We start from the raw sequence: 19502 nt of genomic DNA, 5'->3' as shown, positions 1-19502 counted from the left end.
GATCTCCGCACTGTACCTGCGGAAGCTGAGCGGCGTCGCCCTGTGGTGGGCACCGTTCGCTTGTCAGTGAGCCCTGGCTCGGCTTGCCGTCCCTGGGGGCCTGCGGCCCCCAGACCCCCGCTTCGGCCCTGAACGGGCCTTGTCCTAAAGCGCCGGACGGGCTAAAAATGCCGGCCGGCGCTGGATATCAGCCCGGCCGGGAAATCCAGCCTGTCCGGCGTTCGAGGACGAGCGCGTTCAGCGCGAAAGGGGGGCTGGGGGCGCAGCCCCCAGGAACAGGATGGGACGGGTAGGGGCGGCGGGGGCGAATCAACCCGCGACGGACACCGAAGGCTCTCCGGAAGCGATTCCGTCCGCCTCCATCTGTTCGGCGATCTTCAGGGCTTCCTCGATGAGGGTCTCGACGATCTTCGACTCGGGGACCGTCTTGATGACCTCGCCCTTCACGAAGATCTGGCCCTTGCCGTTGCCCGAGGCGACGCCGAGGTCTGCCTCGCGGGCCTCGCCGGGGCCGTTCACCACACAGCCCATGACCGCGACGCGCAGCGGGACCTCCATGCCCTCCAGGCCGGCCGTGACCTCTTCGGCGAGCTTGTAGACGTCGACCTGGGCGCGCCCGCACGACGGGCACGACACGATCTCCAGGCCGCGCTGGCGCAGGTTCAGGGACTCCAGGATCTGGTTGCCGACCTTGATCTCCTCGACCGGCGGCGCGGAGAGCGAGACGCGGATCGTGTCGCCGATGCCCTCGCTGAGCAGCGCGCCGAAGGCGACCGCCGACTTGATCGTGCCCTGGAATGCCGGGCCGGCCTCGGTCACGCCCAGGTGGAGGGGGTAGTCGCAGGCCGCCGCGAGCTGCCGGTAGGCGTTGACCATGATCACCGGGTCGTTGTGCTTGACGGAGATCTTGATGTCCCGGAAGCCGTGCTCCTCGAAGAGCGACGCCTCCCACAGCGCCGACTCCACGAGCGCCTCGGGGGTGGCCCTGCCGTACTTCTGGAGCAGTCGCCTGTCGAGCGAGCCGGCGTTGACGCCGATGCGGATCGGTGTGCCGTGGTCCTTGGCGGCGCGCGCGATCTCCTTGACCTGGTCGTCGAACTGCTTGATGTTGCCGGGGTTCACCCGGACCGCGGCGCAGCCGGCCTCGATCGCGGCGAACACGTACTTCGGCTGGAAGTGGATGTCGGCGATCACCGGGATCTGCGACTTGCGCGCGATCGTCGCCAGCGCGTCCGCGTCGTCCTGCGTGGGGCACGCGACCCGCACGATCTGGCAGCCGGACGCCGTCAGCTCGGCGATCTGCTGGAGCGTGGCTCCGATGTCCGACGTACGGGTCGTCGTCATCGACTGCACCGACACCGGTGCGTCTCCGCCCACGGCCACCGAACCGACCTGGATCTGTCGGCTCTTCCGGCGTTCGGCGAGCTTGGTCGGAACGGTCGGCATGCCGAGAGAAATCGCAGTCATGTGCTGTGCAACCCCAAGTTGTGGTTCAAGGTCCGGCCCCGGGAACAACGGGCTCCAGGCTTCGAGATTACGGCACGTGCCCAGGCCCGAGCACATCCCGCACGTAAACCCACCCATTGGGGAACGGCCGGACACAGCGAGGTCCTTCCGCTGTGTCCGGCCGCCGTGAATCCGCGGGAAACCCCTGGTGGCTAGGAGATGCGCACGGGGTTGACCACATCCGCCACCAGGACGAGGAGCGTGAAGCAGATGAAGAGTCCCGCCACCACATAGGCGACCGGCATCAGCTTCGCCACGTCGAACGGGCCCGGGTCCGGGCGCTTCAGCACCTTTGCCGTGTTCCGTCGCAGTGACTCCCACAGGGCGCCCGCGACATGGCCGCCGTCAAGCGGCAGCAGCGGGAGCATGTTGAACAGGAAGAGGGACAGGTTGAAGCCCGCCACCAGCATCAACGCCATGGCCAGCTGTTGGGTGGGCGGGATGTCCAGGGTGAAGATCTCGCCGCCCACGCGGGCCGCGCCGACCACGCCCATCGGGGAGTCCGACGCGCGTTCGCCGCCGTCGAAGGCCGCGTTCCACAGGGCCGGGATCTTGCCGGGCAGGCTCGCGATGGAGTCGACGGCCTCGCCCATCCGGTCGCCCATCCAGGTCACCGAGTCGCCGAAGTCCTGGCGGACGATGCCGCTGGCCGCGCTGAAGCCGAGGAAGCCGGCCGTGACGTACTGGCCCTGGACGATCTGGCCGCTGGAGTCCTTCTTCGCGACCTGGTTCGTGGCGATCTTCGCGTGGAGGGTGACCTGCTCGCCCTTGCGGTCGACGACGATCGCCACGTCCTTGCCGGGGTTGGCGCGGATCTCGTCCGAGAGCTTGTTCCAGGTGTCGACCTGGACCCCGCCGAAGGAGAGGATCTTGTCGCCCGCCTTGAGGCCGGCCGCCGCAGCCGGGGAGGCCGCGTCGGTCTTGCGGCAGTCGTCGCGGCCCTCGCTCTGGGCGATGACGCACTGGGAGACCGAGCTGACGCTGGTGGTCTGCTGCGAGACGCCGAAACCCATGAGGACGATCAGGAACAGTGCCACCGCGAGGATCAGGTTCATGAACGGGCCCGCGAACATCACGATGACGCGTTTCCACGGCTTGCGCGTGTAGAACAGGCGCTTCTCGTCGCCCGGCAGTATCTCCTCGAACGACTGGGCGCGCGCGTCCTCGATCATCCCGCGCCAGGGTGAGGTCGAGCGGGCCTCTATGCGGCCGTCCGGGCCCGGCGGGAACATCCCGATCATGCGGATGTAGCCGCCGAACGGGATCGCCTTGATGCCGTACTCGGTCTCACCCTTCTTGCGCGACCAGATCGTCGGGCCGAAGCCGACCATGTACTGCGGGACGCGGATGCCGAAGAGCTTCGCGGTGGAGAGATGTCCCAGCTCGTGCCAGGCGATCGACACCAGCAGGCCGATCACGAAGACGACTATGCCCAGGACCATCATCAGTGTCGTCATGCACGGGCCTCCGCCGTTGTCTTCGTCTGTTGTGTCAGTTCCCGGGCCCTCGCCCGTGCCCAGGACTCCGCTTCAAGGACGTCCGCGACGGTCAGGGAAGTTCCCGTACGAGGTGTGCCGTGCTCCTCGACCACCCGGGTCACGGTCTCCATGATTCCGTTGAACGGTAGCCCGCCGCTCCGGAACGCCTCGACGCACTCCTCGTTGGCCGCATTGAACACCGCGGGGGCCGTGCCCGCGAGCTGCCCCACGTGCCGGGCGAGGCCGACCGAGGGGAACGCCTCGGTGTCGAGCGGGAAGAACTCCCACGTCGACGCCCTGCTCCAGTCGAAGGCGGGGGCCGCGTCCGGGACGCGCTCCGGCCAGCCGAGGCCGATCGCGATGGGGCCGCGCATGTCGGGGGGCGTGGCCTGGGCCAGTGTGGATCCGTCCGTGAACTCAACCATCGAGTGGACATACGACTGCGGGTGCACGACCACCTCAATGCGGTCGAAGGGAATGTCGTAAAGGAGGTGTGCCTCGATCACCTCCAGGCCCTTGTTGACGAGCGTCGCGGAGTTGATGGTGATCACCGGGCCCATCGCCCAGGTGGGGTGCGCGAGCGCGTCCTCGACCGTCACATCGGCCAGCTGTGCCTTCGTACGGCCGCGGAAGGGGCCGCCGGACGCCGTGACCACGAGCTTGCGCACATCGGACCGGGTGCCGGCCGCGAGGGCCTGGAACAGGGCCGCGTGCTCGGAGTCGACCGGGATGATCTGGCCGGGCCCGGCCACGGCCTTGACCAGCGGGCCGCCGACGATGAGCGACTCCTTGTTGGCGAGCGCGAGGGTGCGGCCCGCCTCCAGGGCGGCGAGGGTGGGGGCGAGGCCGATCGATCCGGTGATGCCGTTGAGCACCGTGTGGCAGTCGGCGGCTGCGAGGTGGGTGGCCGCCTGCGGTCCGGCGAGGATCTCGGGGATCGGCTCCCCGGCGCCGTACCGCCTGTTCAGCGCCTCGCGCAGGGCCGGTACGGCGTCCTCGCGGGCCACCGCGACCGTGCGTACCCGCAGCCGGTGCGCCTGCTCGGCGAGGAGCTCGACCCGGCCGCCCGCGGCGGAGAGCCCGGTGACCCGGAAGCGGTCCGGGTTGCGCAGCACGAGGTCGATGGCCTGGGTGCCGATCGACCCGGTGGAACCGAGGATCACCACGTCCCTGGTGCCGCCTCCGGCCACGGGGTCGAAGACGAGGTGCGGGTCTGCGAGGGGGGCTGGACTGTCCGTCATCCCTCCATTGTGGCCGCTGCCACCGACAGTGAGGACAGCGCGTCCCTCGGGCCGAGTGTCCATAAGCGAAACCCACATAAAGATCGTGTGATAACACTTCTTTCCTGGCCGGTCGACGACCGGTCGGTCGTGGACGAAATCCTTGGGGGGATCTCGATGCGTATTCGACGCGCTGCCCTGCCCGCGCTCGCGGGCGCCGTTGCCCTGACCGGCGCGGTTCTCAGCACTCCGGCCGAGGCGGCCGGCGGGGTCGTCATCCGGCACGTGTGGTTCGACAGTCCGGGTTCGGACAACGGCTCCAACGCCTCCCTCAACGGGGAGTGGGTGGAGATCAAGAACACCAGTTCGGCGCCGATATCGCTCAAGGGCTGGATCCTGAAGGACGTCGCCAATCACAAGTACACCTTCGCCAATCTGAAGATCGGCGCGGGCAAGACCATGAAGATCCGCACGGGCAAGGGGACCGACAGTGCGGCCACCAAGTTCCAGAAGCGTTCCTGGTACGTCTGGAACAACACCAGCGACACGGCGATCCTGACGAGAGCGAACGGGTCGAAGGTCGACGACTGCAAGTGGACGACGAGCGACCCGAGCGACAAGTGGTGCTAGCTCCGCTGTAGGGCCAGTTCTTCGACTGCGGGTCCGCTGTGGCCTGTCGCGCAGTTCCCCGCGCCCCTGGACGGCTGCCCCTTCGGGGCGCGTCCAGGGGCTCGGTGTCAGCGGATCGGGCGGTGGACGTTCTCCTGTTCCGACGGGCCGGGGGTGGCGTCCGCGATCCAGGGGCCCTCCCCCGAGAGGTCGACGACGCCCTCCTCCAGCCAGGTGTACGTGCCGGCGAGTACGCCCTTGACCACCGCGCGGTCGATGTCGTCGGTGTTGGTCCACAGCCGGCCGAATAGTTCCTCGACGCGGACGCGGGCCTGGCGGCAGAAGACGTCGGCCAGTTGGTAGGCCTCGCGGCCGTTCCGGCCCTGGGCGCGCAGGAGTTCGGCGCGTACGCAGGCCGCGCTCATCGCGAACAGTTCGGCGCCGATGTCGACGATCCGGCCGAGGAAGCCCTGCTTGGTCTCCATCCGGCCCTGCCAGCGGGACATGGCGTAGAAGGTGGAGCGGGCCAGCTTGCGGGCGCTGCGCTCGACGTAGCGCAGATGCGGCGAGAGGCCGACGCCCTCGTACTTGAACTCGGCGTACGAGCGCGGTAGTTGACCGGCTCCGGTGACCAGTTTGGGCAGCCACTTGGCGTAGAAGACACCGGCGTTCGCGCCCGCCCTCGCCTTGTCCGGCAGTGACTTGTCGGGGTCGATGAGGTCGCCCGCGACCGTCAGATGGGCGTCGACGGCCTCCCGGGCGATCAGCAGGTGCATGATCTCCGTCGAGCCCTCGAAGATGCGGTTGATCCGCAGGTCGCGCAGGATCTGTTCGGCGGGGACCGCCCGTTCCCCGCGGGCGGCGAGCGACTCGGCGGTCTCGAAGCCGCGGCCGCCGCGGATCTGGACGAGCTCGTCGGCCATCAGCCAGGCCATCTCGGAGCCGTACAGCTTGGCGAGGGCGGCCTCGATACGGATGTCGTTGCGGTTCTCGTCGGCCATCTGGGAGGAGAGGTCGAGTACGGCTTCCAGGGCGAAGGTCGTGGCCGCGATGAAGCTGATCTTCGCGCCGACCGCCTCGTGCAGCGCGACCGGCTTGCCCCACTGCTCCCGTACGCCCGACCACTCCCGGGCGATCTTCAGGCACCACTTCCCGGCGCCCACGCACATCGCGGGCAGCGACAGGCGGCCCGTGTTCAGGGTCGTCAGGGCGATCTTGAGGCCCGCGCCCTCTGGGCCGATCCGGTTGGCGGCCGGGACCCGCACCCGGTGGAGGCGGGTGACGCCGTTCTCCAGGCCGCGCAGGCCCATGAAGGCGTTGCGGTGTTCGACGGTGACGCCCTCGGAGGCGGTCTCGACGACGAACGCGGTGATGCCGCCCTTGTGACCCTCGGACTTCGGTACGCGGGCCATGACGACGAGGAGGTCGGCGACGACTCCGTTGGTCGTCCAGAGCTTCACGCCGTCCAGGACGTAGTCGTCGCCGTCCGGTACCGCGCTGGTGGCGAGCCGCGCCGGGTCGGAGCCGACGTCCGGCTCGGTCAGCAGGAACGCGGAGATGTCGGTGCGGGCGCAGCGCGGCAGGAACTCGTCCTTCTGCTCCTGGGTGCCGAAGAGCTTGAGCGGCTGCGGTACGCCGATCGACTGATGGGCGGAGAGCAGTGCGCCGAGCGCCGGGTTCGCGGAGCCGACCAGGGCGAGGGCCTTGTTGTAGTAGACCTGGGTGAGGCCGAGGCCGCCGTACTTGGTGTCGATCTTCATGCCGAGGGCGCCGAGCTCCTTGAGCCCGTTGATCACCTCGTCGGGGATCCGTGCCTCGCGTTCGATGCGGGCCGCGTCGATCTTCGTCTCGCAGAAGTCGCGCAGCCCGGCGAGGAACTCCTCGCCACGCTGCGCGTCCTCGGTGTCCGGGAGCGGGTGCGGGTGGATGAGGTCGAGCCGGAAGCGGCCGAGGAACAGTTCCTTGGCGAAGCTGGGCTTGCGCCAGCCCTGTTCCCGGGCGGCCTCCGCCACCTGGCGGGCCTCCCGCTCGGTGACCGTGGGTTTGGCGGAGGGGTCGGCGGTGGGTTTGGCTGGGCTTGCGGACATGAGGCACACCTCGCCGCGAATTGGGATCATGAGGACCGTACGTTACTGATCGGTGCTACTCGATCGTTGGTACCCGATTACGGGCGCCCCCACCAGTCCTCGCGCAGCCATCCGCCGGGGCAGGCCCTCGACGCCCCCGCCCGTCGGCCGGTGCGGACCGATCGGGCCCAGCACTCCCCAGCGGCCACCGTCGGGTGGGAAAGTTGCCATGCTGGCTGAGAAAGCCCCGAAAAACCTTGTCGAAGCGCTTCGACAACATATGGACACCCAACCCGGGTGGGGTTACTGTCGTTCCACCCTCACTCGCCTTTATCCGTCGCCGTTATCCGTTACGCGCACTGTCGAAGCGCTTCACACAATACTTGGAGAGCTGGATGGTCACCCTCGCCGAGGTCGCCCAGCACGCCGGAGTCTCGGCGAGCACGGTGAGCTATGTCCTCAGCGGCAAGCGGTCCATCTCCGTGGGCACCCGGCAGCGGGTCGAGCAGAGCATCCAACAGCTCGGCTACCACCCGAACGCGGGCGCCCGGGCGCTGGCGAGCAGCCGCTCCAACATCGTCGCCCTGATGGTCCCGCTGCGTACGGACATGTACGTGCCGGTGATGATGGAGATCGCCATCGCGGTGGCCACCAGCGCCCGCACCTACGGGTACGACGTGCTGCTGCTCACCGGCGAGGAGGGTCCCGACGCCGTGCGCCGCGTGACCGGCAGCGGGCTCGCCGACGCGATGATCCTGATGGACGTCGAACTCGACGACGAGCGGCTGCCGTTGCTGCGCGGGACGGACCAGCCGTCCGTGCTCATCGGACTGCCGGCCGCCACCGAGGGCCTGACCTGCGTCGACCTCGACTTCGGGGCCACGGGCGCGCTGTGCGCCGAGCACCTCGCGGAGCTCGGGCACCGCGACATCGCCGTCATCGGCGAGGCCCCCGCGGTCTACGAAAGGCACACCGGTTTCGCCGAGCGCACGCTCGACGGACTCCGTTCCCGGTCGAGGGAGTTGGGGGTGCGGGTGCTGCACCGGCCGTGCGAGGGCGGGTACGACGCGATGACGGTGACCCTGGCCCGGATCTTCGACGAACGGCCGGGCACCACGGGGTTCGTCGTGCAGAACGAGTCGGCGGTCGAACCGCTGCTCGCGCTGTTGCGCCAGCAGGGGCGGGCGGTGCCGGAGGACGTGTCGGTCATCGCCGTCTGCCCGGACCAGGTCGCCACCCAGGCCTCGGTGCGGCTGACGTCCGTCGCCATTCCCGCACAGGAGATGGGGCGCCGAGCGGTGGAACTGCTGATCGCCAAGCTCGAAGGGCATGGGAGTGACGAAGTCGCTCTGATCACACCCGAGTTGACGGTACGGGCCAGCACCGGGCCGGCCCCGGCCACCTCCTGATCCTCGCTCACTGGTCCCCGATCCCCCGCGCCTCGCCCGCGTCGGCCGACCTCGTCCGGAATCGACCACCACAACCGAAGACCTCACCCGAACACCGACCCGACGCCCGGGCCTTCCAGGGCCGTCGGGGCACCCCCGCCTGTCCCGGAACGGCCCGCCAGAGCCGCGCCGGGTTCCCCCACAGCCACCCCTCCCCCACTCCTTCCTTCAGGAGCCGCCACGTGAACCAGCCCGCCGATTCCCTGCCCCCGTCAGGCGCGGTCAGCCTCGCGCAGTCCTCTCCCACCGTCGGCACGTTCCGTGAGCGGGACGGTGCGCTGGAGTGGAGCGGCCGGCAGGAGACCGTACGGATAGAGCCCTGGGGCCCGGACGCGGTCCGGGTCAGGACCCGGCTCGGCGGGCCTGTTCTGGAGGGGCTGCCGGGGGCCCTTCTGGACGAGCCGGAGTCGACGCCGTACACCGTCAAGATCGATGACGGGCAGGGGCAGTTGACCGTCGGCGCGCTGACCGTCGAGGTGAGCGCGGAGGGCCTGATCCGTTTCCTGCGCACCGATGACGCGGCCGAGCTGCTCGCCGAGGAGCGGGCGCACTTCTGGTGGCCGGGCTCGCGTCTCTACACAGCGGTCGGCAACGGCTACCACCGGCTGGAGCAGCGGTTCGCCGCCTACGAGGACGAGAAGCTGTACGGGCTCGGCCAGCACCAGCACGGCCTGTTCGACCAGAAGGGTGTGGTGCTGGACCTGGTGCAGCGCAACGCCGAGGTGTCCGTGCCGGTGCTCACCTCCAGCCGCGGTTACACCCTGCTGTGGAACAGCCCGGCGATCGGGCGGGTGGAGCTGGCGGGCAACGGGACGCGCTGGGTGGCGGATTCGGCCCGGCAGATCGACTACTGGATCACGGCCGGGCAGCCGGCCGACGCCCAGCGGCGCTACAGCGCGGCGACGGGACGTACGCCGATGCTGCCGGAGTGGGCGGCGGGCTTCTGGCAGTGCAAGCTGCGCTATCGCACGCAGGACGAACTGCTCGACGTGGCAAGGGAGTACAAGCGGCGCGGGCTGCCGCTGCGGGCCATCGTGTGCGACTTCTTCCACTGGACGCATCTGGGTGACTGGAAGTTCGACCCGGCCGAGTGGCCCGACCCGGCCGCCATGGTCGCGGAGTTGGCGGAGATGGGCGTCAAGCTCGTCGTGTCCGTCTGGCCTTCGGTGTCGCCGCTCTCCGAGAACCACCAACTCATGGAGCAGCGCGGCTACTTCATCGGTACGCAGTACGGCCCGATGGCGCACGCGGACTGGCCGGACAAGGGGGTCGCGTCCACCGTCCAGGTCGCGTTCTACGATGCCACCAACCCCGAGGCCCGCGAGTTCGTGTGGTCGAAGATCCGGGACAACTACCTTGCCCCGTACGGCATCACGGCCTTCTGGCTGGACGCCTGCGAGCCGGAGCTGAAGCCGGGCTTCCCGGAGAACCTGCGGTACTGGGCGGGCCCGGGCCTGGAGGTCGGCAACCTGTACCCCGTCGAGAACGCCCGCACCTTCTACGAGGGCCTGATCGCGTCCGGCGAGGACGAGGTGATCAGCCTCAACCGCTCGGCGTGGGCGGGCAGTCAGCGCTACGGGGCCGCCCTGTGGTCCGGTGACATCGGTGTCGACTTCCCGACCCTGCGCCGCCAGATCGCGGCCGGTCTCAACACCGCCCTGTCCGGCATCCCCTGGTGGAACACCGACATCGGGGGCTTCCACGGCGGCGACCCGGACGATCCGGCGTACCGCGAGGTCATGGTCCGCTGGTTCCAGTTCGGCGCGTTCTCGCCGCTGATGCGGCTGCACGGGTTCCGTGACCCGGGGATGCCGCTGGGTCCCGACATGACCGGCGGGCCCAACGAGGTGTGGTCGTACGGTGAGGAGGCCGGCGCGATCCTGGAGCGGTACGTGCGGCTGCGTGAGCGTCTGAAGCCGTATGTGCTGCGGGTCATGCGTGAGGCGCACGAGGAGGGGCTGCCGGTGATGCGTCCGCTGTTCCTGGAGTTCCCGGACGATCCGGCGGCCTGGTCGGTCGACGACGCGTATCTCTTCGGGTCTGACGTGCTGGTCGCGCCGGTCCTGACGGCGGGCGCGACGGATCGTACGGCGTACCTTCCGGCGGGGGCGATGTGGACGGACGCGTGGACCGGTGAGGTGTACGAGGGTGGTGCGGCTGTGACGGTGGACGCGCCGCTGGACCGGATCCCGCTGTTTCTGCGGGACGGGGTGAGTCTCCCGATCGCCGAGTAGTGGCTGGCGCCGGCTCGCGGGAGCGGGTCGGGGGTGGTTCGGTCTGGGGGCGGGTGCGGGGACGTTGTGGCTTGTCGCGCCGTTCCCCGCGCCCCTGTAGGGGCGGTCTCCCGGGCGTCGAGTAGTGGCTGCCGCCGGCTCACAGGGGTGGTTCGGATTGAGGGCGGGTGCGGGGGCGTTGTGGCTTGTCGCGCCGTTCCCCGCGCCCCTATTGGGGCGGTCTCCCGGGCGTCGAGTAGTGGCTGCCGCCGACTCGCGGGGGTGGTTCGGTCCTGGGGCGGGTGCGGGGGCGTTGTGGCTTGTCGCGCCGTTCCCCGCGCCCCTATTGGGGCCGTCCTGGGGGGCGGTGAGTTTGTTGGGTTGGGCTTTTTGCAGACTTGTTCGGCGAACTTGTCGTGCTGTTCCCGTGGAAAGGAAACCCCTCTCGTGTCTGCCGCTTCTCTCCCGCTCACGGTGGCCAATCTCTTACTCAGGCCCTCGTTGGGTTCACGGCGCGATCCGGACCGGGTGTTCGACCGGATCGCCGACAAGGCGGGGCGGACGGACGGCGACGAGCGGTTCGTCGAGGGGTTTCGGCCGCTGCTTGCCGAGTGGGCCGGCGACGAGGAGTTGTCGCCGGTCGGCTGGCAGTCCGCGCAGGCCCACATCCGCAGGCATCTCACCAACCGGGCCCGGGTTCGGCGGCTGATCGCCGAGCATCCCGCGATCACCCAGGAGCCCATCGAGAAGCCGGTGTTCGTGGTGGGTCTGCCGCGTACCGCCACCACGCTCACCCACAGCGTGCTGTCCCTCTCCGACGAGCACCGCTGCCCCCGGTTGTGGGAGCTGCTCGCCCCCGGCCTCGACCCGTCGCCCGGAGAGCGGCGCAAGGCGGTCACGGCCGCGCGCCGGACGCTCGACGGCACCTATCTGCTCAGCCCGCGCTTCCGCGAGATCCACCCCATGACCGCCGAGGGCCCCGAGGAGTGCACCTTCCTCCTGCCGCACGCCCTGGTGCCGTTGTCCCAGGCCCGGCTGCCCGAGTACCACGCCCAGCAGTTCGCGCGGGACTTCGTCCCCGACTACCGTCACCTCAAGGAGTGCTTCCAGGTGCTCCAGTACGGTCGGCCGCGGCGTCGCTGGATCCTCAAGTCCCCCATGCACACCGGGAATCTCGACGCCCTGCTCACCGTGTTCCCCGACGCCACGCTCGTGTGGACCCACCGCGACCCGGCGACCGCCGTCGCCTCCTTCTGCAGCCTGGTCGAGTGCGGTATGTCGCTCTCCCGTCGCACGGTCGACCTGCACGCCCTCGGCGCCACCTGGCTCGACCTGCTCAGCGGCTCCGTGCGGCGCGGACTCGCGGCCCGGGCCGAGGTCCCCCGCGAGGCGGTGGTGGACGTGCCGTACTCGTGGCTCGGTTCCGACCCGGCCGCCGGCGCCCCCAAGCTCTACGCGGCCGTCGGCGCCCGCTGGACCGAGGCGGATGCCGCCCGGCTCCCCACGGTCGCCACCCATCTCAGGGGCAGCCGCCCCCACCGCTACGACCTGGCCCGTTACGGACTGACCCGCGCCGACGTCGAGACGGCCTTCACGGAATACAACGCCCTGCGGGCCGAGGTCGACCGTGCCTGAACGGCACGGCCGGCCCCGGCCCTGTCACCTGGCTGCCCGCGTCAGCTGCTGCTGACCGTCAGGTTGTTGGTGGTGAAGTTCAGGCCGCCGGAGGACGAGGTGACCTCGAACCCGAACTGCACGTCACCGATCGTCTCGTTGCCGAACCAGCCCTTGGTGTCCTTGATCCACTTGAGGATCGGCAGGACGTTGACCGTGCCGGACGTCGAGTTCGAGGTGCGGATGAACGAGAAGACCTCGTTCGCGCCGTTGTTGCCCTTGTAGACGGTCCAAGTGTGGCCGCCCAGCGTCACGTTGCCCTGCGAGGTGCCGAGCGGGCCGACGGCTCCGGTCTTGTTGACCCAGAGCATGATCTCGTAGTCGTAGTCGGTGTCCCAGATGTCGTACGACGTGTTGTACGCGCCGGACGACGGGACCGAGACGTTGTAGCTGCTGGAGAGCGAACCGAGCGAGGTGATCGACTTGTTGATCACCTTCTTGGAGTTGGGGTAGGACTTGATGCCGCCGGTGTTGGGGTGGTCGGCCCAGACTCCCCAGTTGGTGCCGGAGTTGGCCCAGATGCACTGGCTGCCGGCCGGCGCGGAGGGGGTGCCGCCCCAGATGTTGTTGTAGAGGGTGTAGCCGTTCAGTGAGGTGCTGCCGTACTGGGCGCAGGAGTTCCAGACGGCCGCCGAGGCGGGGGCGGAGGCGAGACCGACGGTGGCGCCGAGTGCGAGAGCCGGGGCCAGCAGGACCTTGGTGATCCGGCGCAGGGTGCGGGTGCGTGTTGCCATGGGGGTTCCTTCCATGGGTGGGGGGAAATACGGGTGGGGGGTGGGGGGTGTGCTGCTTCCTGTTGCGCTGTTCCTCGGTGCGGTTACCGCGGCCCCAGGTCGAGGACGCGGTCCTCTCCGGCGACGAGATCGAGCGTTCGTGCGCCGGAGGAGGTTCTGAGGTCGATCCGGTGGCTGCGGGTGGGGCGTACGACGGCCCGGCCCCGTCCGGGTCCCCAGTCGAGGTCCACCTCCGCGCCGAACCGCGTCCGTACGCCCCGGAGCAGGCCGGTGGGGCAGGACGCGGGGAGCGCGGGCAGCAGGACCAGCCGGTCGGGGGTCGACTGGATGAGCGCCTCGATGAGCACGGCGGGCAGGGCGTGGGCGGCGTCCGCGTTGTAGACGTCACGTCCCGGGTAGTGGGCGCTCATCAGGGAGGCGTGGAAGAAGTCGCCGTCGAGCACCTGGCCGAGGGCCTGGGTGACCCGTTCGCCGTCGCGGAGGCGGGCGGCGATCAGCGCGTGGTGGAGGTGTCCGTGGGCCGAGTCGTTCTCGGCGCCCCGGAGTTGGAGGGCGCGGTGCGCGGCGGCGGCGAGGTCCGGGGTGTCGTACGGGTTGATCTCGTCGAGGGGCCAGACACCGTAGAGATGGCTGAGGTGCCGGTGGTCGTAGGTGTCGTCCAGGCCGGGCCAGGCCCATTCGGCGAGCGCGCCGTCGGAGTTGACGCGGTGCGGGGGGAGCCGGTCGGCCAACGCCCGCCAGCGGTCGGCCCGTTCGGGGTCGTCGGGGTGGTGGTCGGCGGCGGTGAGCAGGGCGTGCCGGGCCGCCGAGAGGTCCATGGCGGCGTTGACGGAGCCCCAGCTCGCGTTGGCGGGACGGTTCTCCGGTGAGTAGGAGGGGACGACCACGAGGTGGCCGTCGGCGTCGGTACGGGTGAGGAAGTCCTCGTAGAACAGGGCGACTTCGGCGAGCAGGGCGGTCGTACGGGGGTCGCGGACGCCCTCGGTGTCGTCGTGGTCGACGAGGGGCTTGAGCAGCCAGTCGGCGCCGGCGGTCCACAGGTGGAGCGGGTACTCGCGGCTGAAGTGGTAGATCAGCCCGGACTCTCCGTCGGTGTGCGCGGGCGCGGCCACACCCCGGGCGCCGAAGACCGCGCGGGCGTTCTCCCGCCAGTCGTCGACCTGACGGTGGATCAGGGAGGCGTGGGCCTCGGTGACTTCGGGGAGAGCTCCGGCCGCCGCGGACGCGATCTGGAGGTTGAGGTTGGCGTCGGTGGTGAACGCGCCGGACCAGGCGGTGTCCCAGTCGCCGGTCCACAGGCCGACCAGACGGGGCGGGCACATCCCGCCGGCGGAGAGCAGGTGGTAGCGGCCGGCTGCGAAGAGCCGTTCCAGGAGGGCCGGGCTCTTGGTGCGGGTGAGCAGCGCGGCGCCGGGCAGGCAGCGTTCGGTCTCGTCGGCGGCGAGGTCGAGGGTGACGCGCTGGTAGGCGGTGCGGTGGAGGGGCGTGTGGCGGGCGAGGAGACGGTCGTAGGTCCGGTCCCCGGGCCAGGGCTCGCCATCCGTGTCCGGCAGCAGCTCCCGCAGGGCGCGGGTGTGGTCCGCCGTGTCCAGTTCGCCGATGTGCCGGACGACGCGGGTCAGCAGCAGCACGGACTCCGCGCCCTCGACACGGACGCCGGGCGGGGTGATGGTCGTGTTGCCGCCCGTGGGCACCACGAGGGTCACCCCGGTGTACGCGCGGTCGCTGTCCGGGTAGCGGGTGCGGAGGGTGAGCAGGGCGCCCTCGGGTGTGCGCACCACGCTCTGGCCGACACCCAACTCCGCCGGGGCGCCCGGGAGTCGGTGGTCGAGGCCGATGTCGAGGGTGAGAGCCGGTCCCCCGGCGTCGGCGGTGACGTACTGGACGACGACGTCGTCCTCGCGGGACACGAAGACCCGGCTGCGCCAGCCCTCGCATCCGGCGTCGGTGACCCCGGTGGTGAAGTCGACGGACCGCCGGTAGCCACGCCCCTCCCCCTCCGGTGCTCCGCCACGCAGCCGCACCTGGAACGCCGGGTGGAAGGGCTGCACCCACTGCAGTTCCCGCCCGTCGGTGAAGCTCTCGGCGGCGGTGGTCTCCCCGGCCAGCAAACGGTCCTGGAGGGAGGCCAGTCGGTCCGCCAGCCGTGGCGGCTGTGCGTGCTCGCCGCCGTTCGGGCGGACAAGGGTGTGGTGCGTGACGATGACGCGGTCGCTCTCCGGGTCGCCGAACACCAGGGCGCCATGGCGGCCGTTGCCGCTCAGATAGCCGTCCTCCCAGCGGGCGGCGGGGCGTGGCTCCCAGGTTCCGTGGACGGGCCCGTCGGTCATGTCTTCAGCACCGCCACTCCGTACCGGCCCAGCGAGATCGCGTCCGTGACGGTGTCCCCGGTCAGCAGGTCCCGGTGGACACCGGGCACCTGGACGGTCACCGGATCGGAGCCGTGGTTGAGCACGAAGAGCAGCTCACCGCGGCGGACCGCCTCGACCCCGTCGGGCAGCGCGTCCAGCACCGGCCGGACACCCGCGTCGGCGCCGATCCTGGCGAGGAGGTGCCGCAGCGCGTCCGGCTCGGGGAGCGTGGAGACGTACCAGGCGCGTCCCTTGCGCAGCACCGCCGGCAGCCCGTCGAGTTCGCCGCCCTTGTACGGGGTGACCTCGTCGGCGCCGTCGGCCTCCAGCTCCTCGGACCACAAGTGCCCCTGGAAACCGTCCACTTCGATCGTCTCGCCCACGTCCAGCGGCCACCACTCGTGCAGGGTGCCCAGCCCGAACAGCTCGCGCAGCCGGGCGTCCATACCGCCGGGCCGTACCCGGTCGTCCTCGTCGGCGACTCCAGTCAGGAAGCCGCAGACGAGGGTGCCGCCGCCGCGCACGTACGCGAGGAGGTTGTCGATCGCCGCGTCCGTGAGCAGGTACAGCTGCGGTACGACGACGAGCCGGTAGGCGGACAGGTCGTGCTCGGGGTGGGCGAAGTCCGTCGCGAGGTGCGCTTCCCACAGGCCGCGGTGCCAGGCCCGTACGACCTGCGGGTAGTCCACCTCGGAGGAGAGCCGCCCGTCCTGGGCACCGCCCCACCAGGCGTGCCAGTCGTGGAGAACGGCGATGTCGTTGGGCGTGTGACTGTCCGTCACCTCGCTGCTGATGGCGGCGAGTTCTGCGCCGAGCTGCTTGACCTCCTGGAAGGTGCGGCCCTGCTCGCCGGCGTGGCTGACCATGCCGGAGTGGAACTTCTCGGCGCCCTGCCGGGACTGGCGCCACTGGAAGTAGCAGACGGCGTCGGCGCCGCGCGCCACCGCCTGGAGCGACCAGAGGCGGTTGAGGCCGCGCGGCTTGGGGTGGTTGACACCCCGCCAGTTGACCGGGCCGGCCGCCTGTTCCATCAGCATCCACGGACCGCGTGCCTGCGAACGCGTCATGTCCTGGATCAGCGCGCCCTGTTGGGCGCCGAGCGGGTCGCGCGGATCGGGGTAGATGTCGACCGAGACGACGTCCTCCTCCTGGGCCCAGCGCCAGGCGTCCTGTCCCACCCACATCGGCATGAAGTTGGTGGTGACCGGGAGGTGCGGGGTGTGGCGGCGGACGATGTCGCGTTCCGCGAGGTAGCACTCCAGGAGCGCGTCGGAGGTGAAGCGTTTGAAGTCGAGCACCTGGGTGGGGTTGCGCATGTAGTGCGGGAGGCGCGGCGGCAGGATCTCGTACCAGTCGCCGTACCCCTGGCTCCAGAACGCCGTCCCCCAGGCGGTGTTGAGGGCGTCCAGCGTGCCGTACCTGTCCTGGAGCCACCGTCGGAACGCGGCGGCGGACTCGTCGCCCCAGTCGTAGGTGCAGTACTCGTTGTTGATGTGCCACATGGTGAGGGCGGGGTGGCCGCCGTAGCGGGCGGCCAGGTCCTCGGTGATGGCGGCGGCGTAGCGCCGGTAGACGGCGCTGGAGTGGGCGAAGTGCTGGCGTCCGCCCCACCATTCGATCCGCCCGTCCTCGGCGACGGGCAGGGTCTCCGGGTGCAGCCGGCCCATCCAGGGCGGCGGCGAGGAGGTGGGCGTGGCCAGGACGACGCCGACGCCGTTCTCGTGCATCAGGTCCATCAGCCGGTCCAGCCAGCCGAACTCCCTCGCCCCTGGGCGTGGTTCGAGTTTCGCCCAGGAGAAGACGCCGAGTGTCACGGAGTTGACCCCGGCGTCCTTCATCAGCCGGACGTCCTCGGGCCAGCTCTCCTCGGGCCACTGCTCGGGGTTGTAGTCACCGCCGAAGAGGATGCGCCCCCGGGTGGCGTCACCGAGCCCCGGCATCAGACGGGCTCCCCGTACTGGATGCCCCGCCCGTTGGTGGCGACGTAGACCCGGCCGTGGATGCGCGGGTCGCCGGTGATCGCGGCGCCGGTCCAGCCCCACTGATGGGCGTCGTCGTTGATCCGCGTCCAGGTCCTCGCCTCGTCGTCGGAGCGGTAGATGGCGGTGATGGTCTCGGTGGAACCGACCAGGTAGATCGCCGGGTAGGAGGCACCCTCGGCCGCCCGGCCGAACCCGAGCGTGTACGAGGCCCAGCAGCTGGTCACCTTGGTGAAGGTGGCACCCGCGTCGGTGGACCGGTAGAGCCCGTTCCACTTGACGCTCAGCCACAGGTCACCGGAGCTTCCCGGCGCCGCGGCCAGCTCGAACTGGCTGTCGCCGGAGGGCAGTCCGCTCGCCCGCGCGGTGAAGGTGAGACCGCTGTCGGTGCTGGCGTACAGCGTTCCCGTGTCGGTGTCGTAGGCGTAGAAGCGGGTCGGGTCGGCCGGGTCGGCGACCGGCGTGGCGCCCTTCGGGACGGAGGAGACCTCGGACCAGGTCGTGCCGTTGTCCGTGGAGCGCTGGGCCGGGTACTTCGTGCCGTCCCAGTGCACGAAGGTCCACAGCAGCACGCTGCCGTCGGCGTTGGTGGCGATCGGCCCCGGTGCGTCCTTGGCGATGGCGGGCTGGGCGGCGAAGGGCGCCCAGCTCTTCCCGCCGTCGTTCGAGAAGGCCCCGTTGCCGTTGTCGCCCCACCCCGACCGGACGACGTACGACGGCTTGGCGGCGGCCTGGGCGAGTCCCGTCGCCGATCCGAACACCGGGTTCGACGCCATGCCGCGCGACGGGGACGAGGTGAGTCGCTCGTGGTACATCACACCGATGTCCCCGAGGCCGCTGAGCAGGTGCGCCTGCCCGACCGGGGGTGAGATCAGGTGGCGTACGGACGTCTCCTCCAGGCCTCGGATCTGCGGGGCCCAGTGCTTGAGGTCGCGGGTGCCGTAGAGGGTCGCGCCGGTCCCGTACACGATGTGCCGGGAGTCGTAGGGGTCGAGGGCGAGCGCCTGGATCCACCAGCCGAACTTCGGCTTGTCCTTGCCCCACTTGAGGAAGGGCGTCTCGGACACGTCGAACACGGCGCTGTCCTTGAGGGACGTCCAGGTGCGACCGCCGTTCGTGGAGCGGAACACCGTGTCGATGTCGGCCCAGCGGTTGTTGGTGGAGACGACGAGGGTGCCGGCCCGGCAGGCGTCGACGGCGACCCCGCCGTAGGCGAAGTTGTCGGCGGAGCCGTCGGCGGTGGTCCCGCCCGGCTCGACCGGGGTCACGTCCGTCCAACTGCCGGTCGTGGTGCGCAGCTTGTGCACACTGCCGTCGGACTGGCCGTTGGGCCCGGGCGCGTTGGCGTACGTCACGTACAGGTCGCGGGTGTGCTTGTCGTAGGCGGCGCGGATCGGGACCTTGGCGGAGGTGGCGCCGACGGGCTGGCCCGGTACGGCTTCCCAGGTGGTGCCGTCGGAGGTCCGGTACAGGTTGGCCGTACCGGCGGTGCCCTTGCCGTCGCCGTCGCCCCACCCGGCGTAGACGGTACGGCCGGCCGCTACCAGGAAGATCACGCCCTGGCCGCTCGCGCTCGGGGTGGCCGGGAAGGTGCTCGCCGGTGCCCAGGTGGCGCCCCGGTCGGTGGACTTGAGGAGGCCGTCGTGCCGGGTGCCCAGCCACAGGGTGTCGCTGTCCCGCGGGTCGACGAGCAGCCGCTCGCCGGCGCCCCGTCCGTCCTCGTTGGCCCCGAGCTTCACGGTCAGGTCGGTACGGGCCCAGGTCGCGCCCCGGTCCTCGGACCGCAGGACGGCACCGTTTCCGGCCCACGACTGGGCGTACGTCCCGAGGGAGAGGTAGACGCGGTCGGGGTGCGCGGGATCGACGGCGATCGCCTCGACGCCGAGGAGGTTCCAGTCGTCCCACCCGAGGTGATCGGTGAGCGCGGTCCAGCGGGCGGCACGCTCGTCCCAGCGGTAGGCGCCGCCGATGTCGGTACGGGCGTAGGCGAGACCTCGGACGGAAGGGTGGAAGAGCACGCCGGTGACGAATCCGGTGCCCCCGATGACTGCGGTGCGCCAGCGGTAGGCGGGGGCGGCCGCAGCGGAGGCCGCCTGGGCCGCCGTACCGGACAGGGACACGGCGGAGACCGCGGCGACGGCAGCGGTCGCCGCAAGAACGGCACGTCTACTCGGACGGGACGCAGGCATGACTTACCTCGATCTGAAGAAAAGGGGGGAGAAGA

The 19502-nt window shown here is 70.3% G+C and carries 12 protein-coding genes; 4 read left to right on the top strand and 8 right to left on the bottom strand.

Features of this window, described 5'->3' with window-relative positions; translation table 11 throughout:
• Positions 1-309: 309 nt before the first annotated feature.
• The 3 genes from ispG to dxr form a co-directional block, all read right to left on the bottom strand.
• A complete protein-coding gene (gene ispG, locus OHN74_RS31970; RefSeq protein ID WP_327698030.1) occupies positions 310-1467 on the bottom strand; it encodes a flavodoxin-dependent (E)-4-hydroxy-3-methylbut-2-enyl-diphosphate synthase in 1158 nt (385 codons plus the stop codon).
• A 191-nt stretch (positions 1468-1658) separates the two neighbouring features.
• Positions 1659-2951, bottom strand: a complete 1293-nt coding sequence (locus OHN74_RS31965) for a M50 family metallopeptidase (protein ID WP_327700351.1) — start codon at positions 2949-2951, stop codon at positions 1659-1661.
• Between the two features lie 8 nt (positions 2952-2959).
• A complete protein-coding gene (gene dxr / locus OHN74_RS31960) occupies positions 2960-4225 on the bottom strand; it encodes a 1-deoxy-D-xylulose-5-phosphate reductoisomerase (protein ID WP_327698029.1) in 1266 nt (421 codons plus the stop codon).
• Between the two features lie 156 nt (positions 4226-4381).
• Between dxr and OHN74_RS31955 the strand changes: the two genes are divergently transcribed.
• The gene (locus tag OHN74_RS31955) at positions 4382-4834 is read left to right on the top strand and encodes a lamin tail domain-containing protein (protein WP_327698028.1); all 453 of its coding nucleotides are present in this window, start codon (positions 4382-4384) and stop codon (positions 4832-4834) included.
• Positions 4835-4941: 107 nt separating this feature from the next.
• Here OHN74_RS31955 and OHN74_RS31950 read toward each other — a convergent pair whose 3' ends face one another.
• On the bottom strand, positions 4942-6900 hold the full coding sequence (locus tag OHN74_RS31950) for an acyl-CoA dehydrogenase family protein (protein WP_327698027.1): 1959 nt from the start codon (positions 6898-6900) through the stop codon (positions 4942-4944).
• A gap of 374 nt (positions 6901-7274) precedes the next feature.
• Here OHN74_RS31950 and OHN74_RS31945 point away from each other — a divergent pair, with 374 nt between their 5' ends.
• From OHN74_RS31945 to OHN74_RS31935, 3 genes are all read left to right on the top strand, one after another.
• On the top strand, positions 7275-8288 hold the full coding sequence (locus OHN74_RS31945) for a LacI family DNA-binding transcriptional regulator (protein WP_327698026.1): 1014 nt from the start codon (positions 7275-7277) through the stop codon (positions 8286-8288).
• 221 nt (positions 8289-8509) lie between these two features.
• Positions 8510-10561: a glycoside hydrolase family 31 protein gene (locus OHN74_RS31940; protein ID WP_327698025.1), complete on the top strand. Its 2052-nt coding sequence runs from the start codon at positions 8510-8512 to the stop codon at positions 10559-10561.
• Between the two features lie 426 nt (positions 10562-10987).
• The gene (locus tag OHN74_RS31935) at positions 10988-12175 is read left to right on the top strand and encodes a sulfotransferase family protein (protein WP_327698024.1); all 1188 of its coding nucleotides are present in this window, start codon (positions 10988-10990) and stop codon (positions 12173-12175) included.
• Between the two features lie 41 nt (positions 12176-12216).
• On the opposite strand, the gene OHN74_RS31930 is transcribed toward OHN74_RS31935, so the two are convergent.
• The 4 genes from OHN74_RS31930 to OHN74_RS31915 all read right to left on the bottom strand — a co-directional run bounded on the left by OHN74_RS31930 (position 12217) and on the right by OHN74_RS31915 (position 19467).
• Complete coding sequence (locus OHN74_RS31930; protein ID WP_327698023.1) at positions 12217-12948, bottom strand: glycoside hydrolase family 12 protein; 732 nt, start codon at positions 12946-12948, stop codon at positions 12217-12219.
• A gap of 83 nt (positions 12949-13031) precedes the next feature.
• The gene (locus OHN74_RS31925; protein WP_327698022.1) at positions 13032-15278 is read right to left on the bottom strand and encodes a glycosyl hydrolase family 95 catalytic domain-containing protein; all 2247 of its coding nucleotides are present in this window, start codon (positions 15276-15278) and stop codon (positions 13032-13034) included.
• Complete coding sequence (locus tag OHN74_RS31920) at positions 15275-17239, bottom strand: beta-galactosidase (protein ID WP_327698021.1); 1965 nt, start codon at positions 17237-17239, stop codon at positions 15275-15277. Before OHN74_RS31920 ends, OHN74_RS31925 begins: the two co-directional genes overlap by 4 nt.
• Positions 17239-19467 (bottom strand): 1,4-beta-glucanase, encoded by a 2229-nt coding sequence (locus OHN74_RS31915; protein WP_327698020.1) that lies wholly within the window; start codon positions 19465-19467, stop codon positions 17239-17241. Before OHN74_RS31915 ends, OHN74_RS31920 begins: the two co-directional genes overlap by 1 nt.
• Between the last annotated feature and the right edge of the window lie 35 nt (positions 19468-19502).

Source organism: Streptomyces sp. NBC_00459, from assembly GCF_036013955.1.
In the GTDB taxonomy this organism is placed as follows: domain Bacteria; phylum Actinomycetota; class Actinomycetes; order Streptomycetales; family Streptomycetaceae; genus Streptomyces.
Note: the sequence above shows the minus strand (reverse complement) of the source record. Positions and strands in the feature narration are given on the sequence as shown.